The organism is Shuttleworthella sp. MSX8B, assembly GCF_000524295.1.
Lineage (GTDB): Bacteria > Bacillota > Clostridia > Lachnospirales > Lachnospiraceae > Shuttleworthia > Shuttleworthia satelles.
Map to the genome: position 1 here is coordinate 103,421 of NZ_JAQT01000012.1, position 12,301 is coordinate 115,721.

Consider the following 12,301-nt stretch of genomic DNA (forward strand, 5'->3'; position numbering starts at 1 on the left):
GGGGCTGCAGGAAGTTGAGACAATAGAAGGAACACACCGCGAGTATTCTATTGTCACGCGTAGGGAATGAAGGAGAGTTAAGTATGAATCGTATGAAAAAGAGGACGGCGGTTCTGTGGCTTGTCATCCTGATCCTGGTGCTGGGATCCCTGGGAGTGATGAGCTTCAATGTCATCCGGCAGACCAGGGCCACGGACAGCAAGGGCCTGAAGCTGGGCCTTGATCTGGCGGGAGGGGTGTCTATTACCTATCAGGCCAAGGGGAATACCCCTTCCTCCCAGCAGATGAAGGACACCATTGCCAAGCTCCAGTCCCGTATTGAGAATGACCTGGGAGAGGGGCAGACCACCACGGAGGCCAATGTCTACCAGGTGGGGGATAACCGCATTACCGTCGAAATTCCCGGCGTCAAGGACGCTAACGCGATGCTGGCCCAGCTGGGGACTCCGGGAAAGCTCTATTTCATCAAGCAGACCGGATCCGACGGCTCCGCCAATTATCAGGTCAGTCAGCAAACGGGCCAGTATGAACTGACCAAATCGATCGAACAGCTGCAGTCGGATGGATCGATCGTCCTGACCGGATCTGACGTCACATCCTCAAAGGCCGGATACGAGACGCAGCAGACCGGTGCTCAGAAGCCGGTCGTTCAGATCTCTCTGAATGAGAACGGAACCAGGGCCTTTGCCGACGCAACAACCCAGGCCAAGGAGAAGGGGCAGTCCATCGGTATCTATTATGATGGGAAGTTTGTCTCTGTTCCCAGGGTAGACGCGGCAATCACGGATGGCAGCGCTGTCATCAACGGAATGAGCAGCTACGAAGAGGCAGACAAACTGGCCACCTATATCCGCATTGGGGGTCTGGACATCGAGCTGGAGGAATTGCAGTCTGAGGTTGTCGGCGCTCAGCTGGGAAGCAATGCCGTATCCACAGCCCTTCTGGCGGCCGGAGTCGGCCTTGCCATCGTCATGGTCTTCATGATCGCTCTCTATCTGCTCCCGGGTCTTGCAGCTGCGATTGCTCTGGCTCTTTACACGGTGATGACGGTAGCCATCCTCTATGCCTTCAATGTAACCCTGACCCTGCCCGGTGTGGCTGGTGTCATTCTGTCTCTGGGTATGGCGGTTGATGCCAACGCTATTATCTTTGCCCGTATCCGAGAGGAGATTTCCACAGGGGCAAATGTCCGCAATGCTGTTGCGGCCGGTTTCCACAAGGCCCTCGGAGCCATTATTGACGGAAACGTAACCACCCTGATCGCGGCCGCGGTTCTGGGCCTTCTGGGCTCCGGAACAGTCAAGGGATTTGCCATCACCCTGGCAATCGGCGTCGTACTGTCTATGTTTACGGCCCTCTTGATTACCAGACTGATTATTAGCATCTTCATGGCCCTGGGGGCTCGCGATCCAAAGGCTTATGGCAAGTCCAGAGAGTGGCCGAAGATTAACTTTATCGGGAGAAGATGGCTCTTTATCGGTATTTCTCTGGCTGTTATCTGCGCGGGTGTGATCGGACTTGGCTTTCATCAGCTGTCTGCAGGCAAAGCCCTCAATTACAGCCTGGAGTTCTCTGGCGGCACATCCACGACCGTAAGCTTCGACCAGGCTTATAACCTGCAGGAGGCGCAGAGCCAGATTGTACCTGTCTTCGAATCTGTCACCGGTGACCATGATGTTCAGGTGCAGACAGTGCAGAATTCCAAGCAGATTATTTTCAAGACCAGGACTTTGAATCTGGAGGAGCGCAAGAGTCTGAATGAGGCCCTGAACCAGAAGTTCGGAGTGGCCGAGTCTGAGATCAGCTCAGAGAACATCTCATCTACCATTGGCGGCGAGATGCGAAGGGCAGCCCTGATCGCAGTGATTGTGGCAGTCTTTTTCATGCTGATCTATATCTGGCTGCGATTTAGAGATTTCCGCTTTGCCTCATCCGCAATTATTGCCCTGGTACATGATGTTCTGATCGTTCTGACCATGTACGCGATTTTCCGTATGTCTGTCGGATCCGCTTTTATCGCATGTATTCTGACAGTAGTCGGATATTCCGTGAACGACACCATTGTTATCTTTGACCGTCACAGGGATAATCTGAAGACCCTGACTGATACGAGCAATGAGGCCCTGGCGGAGATGGCCAATGAAGGCGTTCGTCAGACTCTGGGCCGGTCTTTGTCCACTTCCTTTACGACGGCAGTGATGGTGCTGATGCTTCTGATTCTCGGGACATCTACCATGAGAGAATTTGCTTTCCCGCTCCTGGTCGGCGTCATTTCGGGAACATATTCCTCGATCTTTATCGCGACCCCCCTCTGGTATATGATGCGATCTCACAGCAAGATCAAGTCTGCGGACGGCCCTGCTGCCCGGATTACGGCAAATGAGGAAAAGGCCGTCAGAAAGAAGAAAAAGGCGCAGATGGCCAAGACGCGCAGATAGTGTCGGCGTAAGAAAAAGTATTGATTCTGCAGAAAATGAAGGCCGACCGCCGGGCATCGCTCCTGCTTTGCATGAGCGATGCCCGGTGGTCGGCTTTTTATTGTGCGTCAAATGTCAGGAGGATTCCTCCGGATTTTCTTTTGAGAGCTTCACGCAGACACAATTGTCATCCTTTTCTCCTCCTGCCGGAGGGCCTCACTGTCCTCCCGGTTCCCGTCGGGAAAGGTCAGGCAGAGATGCCCCTGCTCGCGGCTGAAGAAATAGACATGGTCGGAGAGGATGTCCTCCCTGGGAACCTGCGCTGTATTAACCTGAATGACCATGTCATCCAGGCTCTTCTGACACATCAGGGATGTGTAGGGTGTGATCAGGACTTCGTGGATGGATGAGGGAATGACAATCAGGTCACAGGACAGCTTACCCGAGATATCGGACAGAAGCTCGGGGTAGAGGATTGTGGCGGCTCCGTACAGCCTGGCCTGGTTGCCGAGGACAAAGAGGGGAGGACTCGCAAGCTGATCGCTGTCTGGACAGGAAGGCGCGAGAGGGTCATCAGGACAAGAAGACGCAAGCGGATCTGCCGATCCCTTCTCTTCCGGGGCAGGCGCCTGATCCAGAAGCTCTGCCATGGGCTCAAAGGTATAGGGGAGAAGGCGCGGCGTATTGAATTTTGCGATCGCAAGAAGGTCTTGCATAGTGGGATTGCCCCAGGCCTTCAGGTGACTCTTGTGAATCAGAACGCTGGCATGATGCCCTTCCTGGTCTTCTAAGAGAATGGCGAAGACAATCGCCAGATCCAGAAAATCAATATGCGGGATGTCGAGCAGGAGATTTTGATTATCCGACTGCTTCAGAAGACGAAATACCAAATGATGCCGAATATAAGCAAAGTCCGCAAAGCGCTCGACATCGAAGGGAGGGTCTGTCCTGCGCTTTTGGTAGCAGTCCAGGATTTCCTTGAAGATGGCATCAAAAGGAAGCCCCTTCTCATAGCGCTCGTAATAATAATTCAGATAGATATTGGGGGTGAGATTGCAGCCCGGCGCGTAAATCATCAGAGAATCCAGAGTGACTGCGTTGGTCTTTAAAATACTGCTGATACGAATATCATAATCCGGGGAAAATTCCCGGCGGATCTGCGTCAAGAGTTCATTTTTGAAGTCCGGATAGGACATGTGATTTGCTGTCATGAATCTTCCTCATAGACATGACAGGATAAGAAAGCGGCGGGAGACCACAAATCCATTATAGCATGGGAGGAAGAGGTCTCCTATCGGGCGAAAGCGACAAAGTTCGCGCCTGTAATTCAGGCAAGTTGCCCGAAGATCTCTGAGGTGATTGCATCGGAATAAGAAACCGCAGGTGGTTGACTGCGCAAAATCCCCAACTTCGTGAAGCCAGGGAAAGAGGGAGCGAGATCGTATGCGCGGGTACAGAAGAACCCATAGTCTGGTGAAGTTGGGGGAGCGAGATTGTATGTGCGGATATTGCATGAAAAAGCCCCGGTCTCGCGAAGATGGCCGCGAGGCCGGGGACAAGGAGAAAAATCAGAAATAAGAAGCTGGTCGGAGAACTGCTCCACAGGCATGTTCTCCATCACAGCAATGCGTCAGGGATTAGCCTTCAATCAGAACCTGAGAGGGCTTCTCTTCAATTTGCTTGGTCTCTTCCTTGGGAACATTGAGCGTGAGAACGCCGTCCTTGAAGGATGCCTTGATATCGGAAGCATCCAGGTGATCGCCGACGTAGAAGCTTCTCTGGAAGGATCCGGAATAACGCTCACGGCGGATATAATGTCCCTCATCATCCTTCTGGTCATTGTTCTGTTCTCTCTTGGCGGAGATGACCAGATAGCCCTGTTTGAGATCAACATTGACATCGTCCTTGCTGAAGCCCGGCAGATCCATCGTCAACTCATATGCGCCCTCGAGATCCTTGATATCAGCTCTCAAGTTAGCGACGCTGTTCTGATGAGAAGCCATCTTGGCAGTCGGCCAGAAGAAATCATCATCGAAAAAGTGATCGAATACATTATCGGATAAAATACTAGGTGTCATAAACATATAAAACTCCTTTCTATGGAAAACAAAGTTTGGCGGTTTGTGATTTGGATTTGCAATCCGCGCTTCAGGGGATACAGGGAAGAACTTCCTTTGGCCTTCCGATGCCCCTCTGATTTCCTTACGACTATGTTATACACCGGACTGTTAGCACTGTCAAGAGATGAGTGCTAATTTTTTTAAAAACATTTTTTAGATCTGATGGATGAGACAATGATATTGGTATCGAGCATTTCTCCCCATTTTTTATGATGTCCCTACAGGCAATCGACTAGTCCAGCCAACGGGACAGAATCGGACAATGGAATACGCGCTTTGCGGAGTGCATGGTCATAAAAAGAGGACTCTATGGTCACTAAAAAAGAGCCGTGAAGAAAGGAATGTCTCTTTCTCACAGCTCCTGATCGAAAAGCTTCTAATCGGACTCGAACCGATGACCCCTTCATTACGAGTGAAGTGCACTACCAACTGTGCTATAGAAGCGTATGAAGCGATTATACGGGAGTGAGAGGCATTTTGCAAGAAAAGCTTACTGATTGGAACAAGCGGAGTCTCCCTGCTATAATGGCAGACATGAATAAGGTGAATTATCAAAAAGTACTGGATCAGACGCTTGCGCAGTTACAGGAGGAGGGGAGAGTCCCCCGCCTGCTCATTCACTCCTGCTGCGCTCCCTGCTCTTCCTATGTTCTGGAATATCTGTCCCGGTACTTCGATATTACAGACTATTTCTATAATCCCAATATCTATCCGGCTGAGGAGCACGAGCACAGGATTCGGGAGTTGAATCACTTCATTGAGCAAATGCCGTCCGAGCATCCTATTTCCTTTTTGGCCGGCGACTACGAGGATGAGAAATACTACGAGGCTGTCCGAGGCCTGGAATATGAGCCCGAGAGGGGCAAGCGCTGCGAGGTCTGCTTTCGCCTGCGCCTGGAGGAGGCGGCGAGAAAGGCCGGGGAACTCAGGATGGATTACTTCACAACCACTCTTTCGATTTCGCCTATGAAGGATGAGCAGCTTTTAAACGAGATCGGAGCTGAGATGGGAGAGAAATATGGGGTCAGCTATCTCTACTCGGATTTCAAGAAGAAGGGCGGTTACCTGCGTTCGACCCAGCTGTCCAGAGAATACGGGCTCTATCGACAGGACTATTGCGGCTGTGTCTTCTCTATGCGGGAGCGTGAGGAGCTGCGACCTCAAAAGCAGACTTCAGAGGAATCCCTGCCGGAGGAATCGCGTCTTTCCCGTGTGTGAGAAAAAGAGATCAGATGACAGAAAAGAGCAGATCGACCTGAGTTGATCCCCGTGAAAAAATCAGGAAAAAGAAACGAAGAGAAACAGACGAAGAAAAGGGACAGAGAAAAGACAGGAGGTAACGATGGCGCAATTATGGGGTGGACGTTTCACCAAGGAGACAGACAAGCTGGTATACGCATTCAATGCCTCCATTTCCTTTGATCAGAAATTTCTGGCGGAAGATTTGCAGGGGTCCCGGGCCCATGTCAGGATGCTGGCAAGGCAGGGCATCCTGACCCGGGAGGAGAGGGATCAGATCTTAGAGGGCCTGGACGGCATTGAGCACGACGTGGCGTCCGGAGTCCTGGAAATCACGGATCGCTATGAGGACATCCATTCCTTCGTCGAGGCGAATCTGATCGACCGCATCGGCGATGCAGGCAAGAAGCTGCACACCGGAAGAAGCCGTAATGACCAGGTGGCTCTGGATATGCGCCTTTTTACCCGCAAAAATGTCTGCGAACTGGATGGGGAGCTGCATGAGCTCCTGGAGGTGATTCTTCATATCATGGAGGAGAACACCCAGACCATCATGCCCGGTTTTACCCACCTGCAGAAGGCCCAGCCCATCAGTCTGGCCCATCATATGGGGGCCTACTTCGAGATGTTTCAGAGGGATCGTCTGCGGCTTGTAGATATTTACGGGCGCATGAACTACTGTCCTCTGGGCAGCGGGGCTCTGGCAGGAACTACCTATCCCCTGGACCGGGAGTACACAGCAGAACTTCTGGGATTTGACGGCCCCACAGAGAACTCCATGGATGGGGTCTCTGACCGGGATTATCTGATCGAGTTTCTCTCCGCCATGTCTACCGTTATGATGCACCTGTCCCGCTTCTCTGAGGAGATCATCATCTGGAATTCCAACGAGTACCGCTTTGTCGAGATTGATGACGCCTATTCCACAGGATCTTCTATTATGCCGCAGAAGAAGAACCCTGATATCGCCGAGCTGGTGCGCGGTAAGACCGGCCGTGTCTATGGGGCTCTGATGCAGATTCTGACCACGATGAAGGGAATCCCGCTGGCCTACAACAAGGACATGCAGGAGGATAAGGAGATGGCCTTTGACGCCATGGATACCACGAAGGCCTGTGTCCGTCTCTTCGCGGGTATGTTGAAGACAATGCGCTTTAACAGAGAGGTCATGCTCACCTCAGCCCGGCATGGCTTCACCAATGCCACCGACGCCGCCGACTATCTGGTTCGAAAGGGGGTTCCCTTCCGCGATGCCCACGGGATTATCGGCCGTGTGGTTTTATATTGCCTGGACAGGGGAATTGCCATTGATGATATGAAGTTAGAGGAGCTGCGCCAGTTCTCGCCGGCATTTGACGGGGATATCTATCAGGCGATTTCCATGCAGACCTGCGTTGCCAAGAGGCTGACCATCGGAGCGCCGGGGCCTGAGGCAATGGCAAGAGAGATCGCCCTTGCAAAGAGCTGTCTGGAAAAGCATCCGGCTATGAGTGATCCCAGCAGAGTTTGAAGCATTTGCTCCATACCGAGAAATATAAAAAGTCTGCGAGGGCCGGAAGAATGCCCAACTTGATTTGGAACGTTGAAAAAATCGCCAAGAAGTCCCATTCGAATTTGCGCATATTCGTCAAAACGTGGGAAATAGGGATCTTCCTTGCATTTGCAGAGCCCCTCTTCTATGATGATAACCATGCAAAAACAAATGTCCGTCTGGTAAAGACAAGGAGCTGAATAAAGGAGCTGAATATGAGTGAAAAATTAAGAGTTGGTATCTTAGGCGCAACCGGAATGGTGGGACAGCGGTTTATTGCTCTGCTGGAGAATCATCCCTGGTTTCATGTTGCCCTTGTGGCGGCTTCTCCCCGGTCTGCAGGCAAGACTTATGAGCAGGCAGTTGAGGGCCGCTGGAAGATGGATACACCCATTCCCGCGGATGTTGCCAAGCTGGTCTTGAAAAATGTCAATGAAGTGGAGGCGGTTGCTTCTGAGGTGGATTTCGTCTTCTCCGCTGTCGATATGTCCAAGGATCAGATTCGGGAGATTGAGGAGGCCTATGCCAGAACCGAGACGCCGGTTGTCTCCAATAACTCGGCGCACCGCTGGACGCCCGACGTTCCCATGGTTGTGCCTGAGATCAATCCGGACCACTTTGCAGTGATCAAATACCAGAAGGAGCGTCTGGGAACCAGGCGGGGATTTATCGCTGTCAAGCCCAACTGTTCCATTCAGTCCTACGCTCCGGTTCTGTCCGCCTGGAAGAAGTTCGAGCCGACAGAAGCGGTGGTATCCACCTATCAGGCCATCTCCGGCGCCGGCAAGAACTTTAAGGACTGGCCGGAAATGGTGGGTAATATCATTCCCTTTATCTCCGGGGAGGAGGAGAAGTCCGAGAAGGAACCCCTGCGCATCTGGGGGTATGTTGATGATGCGAAGAAGTGCATTGTCCCCTCAGAGGACATGAAGATTACCTCCCAGTGCATCCGTGTTCCCGTCCTGTATGGACATACGGCGACTGTTTTTGTCAATTTCAGACAGAAGCCGACCAAAGAGCAGCTGATTGAAGCGATGGAATCTTTCAGGGGTCTGCCCCAGGAACTTGCGCTTCCCTCTGCGCCGAAGCAGTTCATTCAGTACCTGACGGAGGACAACCGTCCTCAGGTTGCCCTGGATGTGAACTATGAGAGAGGCTTTGGCGTCTCCGTCGGTCGCCTTCGCGAGGATTCGATCTTTGACTGGAAGTTCGTCGGCCTGTCGCATAACACCGTCCGCGGCGCCGCGGGCGGAGCTGTACTCTGCGCAGAGCTTTTGACTGCGCAGAAATACATCACAGCCAAGTAATTGCGGAGATTCTGCCGTATTTGCCATGTCCGCCCAAGGAAAGAAGCTGTGAGGCGGACAAAGCCGCAGGAGACAGGGATTTATGACAGTGGAATGCTTGCGGAGGTTCTTGTGAAAGAGCAAAGTGAGCAGGCCGAGTGAAAGATCAGACGGAAGCTCAACTGCGGTGAGAATAGAAAAGAGGAGAAAAATATGTATACATGGGAGGACATTTACAGGGAAGATCCACAGGTAGCGGATGCGATTCGGGCGGAGTATGACAGACAGTCCGATCACATTGAACTGATTGCTTCAGAGAACTGGGTATCCCCCGCCGTTATGTCAGCCATGGGATCTGTTTTGACCAACAAGTATGCCGAGGGCTATCCGGGACACCGTTACTACGGAGGCTGTCAGAATGTCGATGTGGTCGAGCAGCTGGCGATTGACCGCGCCAGAGAGCTCTTTGGGGCAGAGTATGTCAATGTCCAGCCTCACTCGGGGGCCCAGGCCAATATGGCGGTTGAAATGGCGGTCTTAAAGCCGGGCGATACCCTGATGGGGATGGCTTTAGATCAGGGCGGACATTTGACCCACGGATCCGCCGTCAACTTCTCCGGACTCTACTTTCACGTCGTGCCCTATGGGGTCAATGAGGACGGCCTGATTGACTACGGGGAGGTCCTTCGCATCGCCAAAGAGTGCAGGCCAAAGATGATCATTGCCGGCGCTTCCGCCTATTCCAGAGCGATTGATTTTCAGAAGTTCAGAGAGATCGCGGACCAGGTCGGAGCCATCCTCATGGTGGATATGGCCCATATAGCAGGCCTGGTGGCGGCAGGCCTGCACCAGAACCCGGTTCCCTATGCCCATGTCGTGACCTCGACGACCCATAAGACCCTGCGCGGTCCCCGCGGCGGACTGATTCTTTCCACCGAGGATTTTGCCAGGGAGTACAAGCTCAACCGCTATGTCTTCCCCGGTGTCCAGGGAGGCCCTCTCATGCATGTCATTGCGGCCAAGGCGGTCTGCTTCAGGGAGGCACTGGATCCGTCCTTCAAGGTCTATATGAAGCAGGTTGCAAAAAATGCCAGGGCTCTGGCCGAAGGCTTGAAAAAGAGGGGATTAAGCATTGTTTCCGGTGGTACGGACAACCACCTGATGCTGCTGGATCTGACTCCCTTCCAGGAGACGGGCAAGAATGTGGAGCAGTGGCTGGATCAGGCTCATATCACAGCCAACAAGAACACCATCCCCAATGATCCCCAGTCCCCCTTTACCACCTCCGGCGTCCGCCTGGGGACTCCCGCGGCGACCAGCCGCGGCTTAAGAGAAGAGGATTTCGACCAGCTGGCAGAGGCCATTGCCATCATTGTCAGGGACAAGGAGGCCGGGATCCCGAGAGCCAGAGCGATTGTGGACAGTCTGACGAAGAAATATCCCCTGTCTGCGGCCTTTTGAGAGGGCTGCAGGAGTGTGAAACATGGCAAAAACGCAGGTTGTTTTCGAATGAACTCTGCCATTTCGCTGTGCATCGGGCCGGAAGGAAAGTAGAGTATATACGGTCAGGTAAAGACATAGCGCATTTTCTTTGGCAGATGGCAGGGAGGCCGTGCAATTGCTTTTTTAAGTGCCGATTACTATAATTGACGTATGTTGTCAGCGCTTATCGGATACGGTGGGCCGGGAGAAAAGAGGAGTGATCCATGATCGATATTAAGCTCTTAAGAGAGAATCCGGAACTTGTAAAGGAGAACATCAGGAAGAAGTTCCAGGAGCATAAGCTTGCCCTGGTCGACGAGGTGATCGAATTAGATGAGAAGGTTCGGACTCTGAAGGGCGAGGGGGACGACCTTCGCGCCAGGAGGAACGAACTGTCCAGGCAGATCGGATCTCTGATGAAGGAGGGGAAACGCCAGGAAGCGGAAGAAGTCAAGGCCCAGGTAACTGCCAACGCTGACCGTCTTAAGGTCATTGAGGAAGAGGAGAGAGAGCTCTCTGAGAAGCTGACGAAGGACATGATGGTCATTCCCAATATCATCGACGATTCTGTCCCCATTGGTCCCGATGACAGCTGCAATGTGGAGATCGAGAAGTTCGGCGAGCCCCTTGTGCCCGACTATCCGATTCCCTACCACACGGATATCATGGAGGCCTTTGACGGCATCGATATGGACGCGGCCGGCAGGGTTGCGGGCAACGGCTTCTATTATCTGATGGGAGATATCGCACGGCTGCATTCCGCCTGCCTGTCCTATGCCCGTGACTTTATGATCAACAAGGGCTTTACCTACGTCATTCCCCCCTACATGATTCATGGCAATGTGGTGTCCGGCGTCATGTCCTTCGATGAGATGGACTCCATGATGTATAAGATTGAGGGAGAAGACCTCTATCTGATCGGTACGTCCGAGCACTCCATGATCGGCAAGTTCATCGATACCCTAAATGATGAGGAGAAGCTTCCTTATACCTATACATCCTATTCTCCCTGCTTCCGCAAGGAGAAGGGAGCCCACGGCATTGAGGAGAGAGGGGTCTATCGGATCCACCAGTTTGAGAAGCAGGAGATGATCGTCGTCTGCAAACCCGAGGAGGCCTGGGACTGGTACAATAAGCTCTGGTCCAATACGGTAGAACTCTTTCGATCCATGGATATCCCCGTGCGGACTTTGGAGTGCTGCTCCGGCGATCTGGCTGACCTCAAGGTCAAATCCTGTGACGTCGAGGCCTGGTCCCCCCGACAGAAGAAGTATTTCGAAGTCGGTTCCTGCTCCAACCTGGGTGATGCCCAGGCAAGACGCCTGAAGATCCGCGTTAAGGATAAGGATGGCAATAAGTACTTCGCCACTACCTTGAATAACACCTGCGTGGCACCACCCCGTATGCTGATCGCCTTTTTGGAGAATAACCTGCAGGCGGACGGCTCGGTCAGGATCCCGGAGGTTTTGCAGCCCTATATGGGAGGTACGAAGGTACTTCTTCCCAAGCATCCGATGAAGGAGAGCTGATCTGTTTTCCGGACACTGACGGAAGGAGAGCGGATGTCATTTTTCAGGACGTCGCAAAAAAGCGGTCACAGGTATGCACGGTGTGTTCTGTGACGAGGAGAGGGCGTGTACTTTATGCGCTGGCATGAAGTATTGTCCGCCAGAAAGGAGTCCCCATGAAATTAGAATTATTTGGTTTTGAGACCTGTCCCTTCTGCAAGGTTGTCCGCGCAGAGATTGCCGCCCAGGGACGCACCGATGTCAGGGAGTATGATATCTATAAGGATGACGAGGCCTACAAGCGTCTGATTACTGTTGGCGGTAAGGAACAGTGCCCCTGTCTCTTTGTTGATGACAAACCCCTCTATGAGAGCGCTGAGATCATCAGGTTCTTGAAGGAGCATCCTCAGGCCTGAATTCAAACCGGGTTATGAATCCAAATCGAATTGCAGAATAAAGGGTTTATGACAAATCGAATGATTGAATAAAGAATGTTGACAAATCCCCCTTCTCGCCATCCGCGAGTTATAGGACAAAACGTGTTGATGAAAACCCCTCCGAAGTCTTGTAAATAAAAGGCTCGGAGGGGTTCAATCTTGTTTCAATGAACTTTGAGGGTGGACAAAACGTGTTGATAAAAAATGCCTCAAAGCCTTGTGTATGATATGCTCCCCATATGGTAGACATTGGATTCCAAGCATGAATGGATTTCAAGGAT

The 12,301-nt window shown here is 52.3% G+C and carries 10 protein-coding genes and 1 tRNA gene; 8 read left to right on the plus strand and 3 right to left on the minus strand.

Translation table 11 applies throughout. The features are described from left to right. Window positions 1-92: 92 nt before the first annotated feature. Window positions 93-2,438, plus strand: a complete 2,346-nt coding sequence (locus HMPREF1508_RS03370) for a protein translocase subunit SecDF (RefSeq protein ID WP_044959429.1) — start codon at window positions 93-95, stop codon at window positions 2,436-2,438. A 149-nt stretch (window positions 2,439-2,587) separates the two neighbouring features. Here HMPREF1508_RS03370 and HMPREF1508_RS03375 read toward each other — a convergent pair whose 3' ends face one another. The 3 genes from HMPREF1508_RS03375 to HMPREF1508_RS03385 form a co-directional block, all read right to left on the minus strand. Next, window positions 2,588-3,628, minus strand: coding sequence for a DUF5688 family protein (locus tag HMPREF1508_RS03375; RefSeq protein WP_049906871.1), 1,041 nt, complete (start codon window positions 3,626-3,628; stop codon window positions 2,588-2,590). Window positions 3,629-4,054: 426 nt separating this feature from the next. Beyond that, window positions 4,055-4,501 (minus strand): Hsp20/alpha crystallin family protein, encoded by a 447-nt coding sequence (locus HMPREF1508_RS03380; RefSeq protein ID WP_044959384.1) that lies wholly within the window; start codon window positions 4,499-4,501, stop codon window positions 4,055-4,057. Between the two features lie 407 nt (window positions 4,502-4,908). Further along, window positions 4,909-4,981: transfer RNA gene (locus HMPREF1508_RS03385), tRNA-Thr, on the minus strand. An 81-nt stretch (window positions 4,982-5,062) separates the two neighbouring features. On the opposite strand from HMPREF1508_RS03385, the gene HMPREF1508_RS03390 reads away from it, so the two are divergent. The 7 genes from HMPREF1508_RS03390 to HMPREF1508_RS03420 all read left to right on the plus strand — a co-directional run bounded on the left by HMPREF1508_RS03390 (window position 5,063) and on the right by HMPREF1508_RS03420 (window position 11,999). Further along, window positions 5,063-5,755: an epoxyqueuosine reductase QueH gene (locus HMPREF1508_RS03390; protein ID WP_044959385.1), complete on the plus strand. Its 693-nt coding sequence runs from the start codon at window positions 5,063-5,065 to the stop codon at window positions 5,753-5,755. A 124-nt stretch (window positions 5,756-5,879) separates the two neighbouring features. Then, window positions 5,880-7,286, plus strand: coding sequence for an argininosuccinate lyase (gene argH / locus HMPREF1508_RS03395; protein ID WP_044959386.1), 1,407 nt, complete (start codon window positions 5,880-5,882; stop codon window positions 7,284-7,286). Window positions 7,287-7,345: 59 nt separating this feature from the next. Next, the gene (locus HMPREF1508_RS10350; RefSeq protein WP_198015555.1) at window positions 7,346-7,507 is read left to right on the plus strand and encodes a hypothetical protein; all 162 of its coding nucleotides are present in this window, start codon (window positions 7,346-7,348) and stop codon (window positions 7,505-7,507) included. Window positions 7,508-7,522: 15 nt separating this feature from the next. Further along, the gene (gene asd, locus HMPREF1508_RS03405; protein ID WP_044959388.1) at window positions 7,523-8,614 is read left to right on the plus strand and encodes an aspartate-semialdehyde dehydrogenase; all 1,092 of its coding nucleotides are present in this window, start codon (window positions 7,523-7,525) and stop codon (window positions 8,612-8,614) included. Window positions 8,615-8,806: 192 nt separating this feature from the next. Further along, window positions 8,807-10,054 (plus strand): serine hydroxymethyltransferase, encoded by a 1,248-nt coding sequence (gene glyA, locus HMPREF1508_RS03410; RefSeq protein WP_044959390.1) that lies wholly within the window; start codon window positions 8,807-8,809, stop codon window positions 10,052-10,054. Window positions 10,055-10,299: 245 nt separating this feature from the next. Further along, window positions 10,300-11,604 carry a serine--tRNA ligase gene (serS, locus tag HMPREF1508_RS03415; protein ID WP_044959392.1) on the plus strand — a complete coding sequence of 435 codons (1,305 nt, stop codon included), beginning with the start codon at window positions 10,300-10,302 and terminating at the stop codon, window positions 11,602-11,604. A gap of 155 nt (window positions 11,605-11,759) precedes the next feature. Continuing rightward, entirely contained in the window at window positions 11,760-11,999 is a 240-nt protein-coding gene (locus HMPREF1508_RS03420; protein ID WP_044959394.1) for a glutaredoxin family protein, read from the plus strand. Window positions 12,000-12,301: the final 302 nt, after the last annotated feature.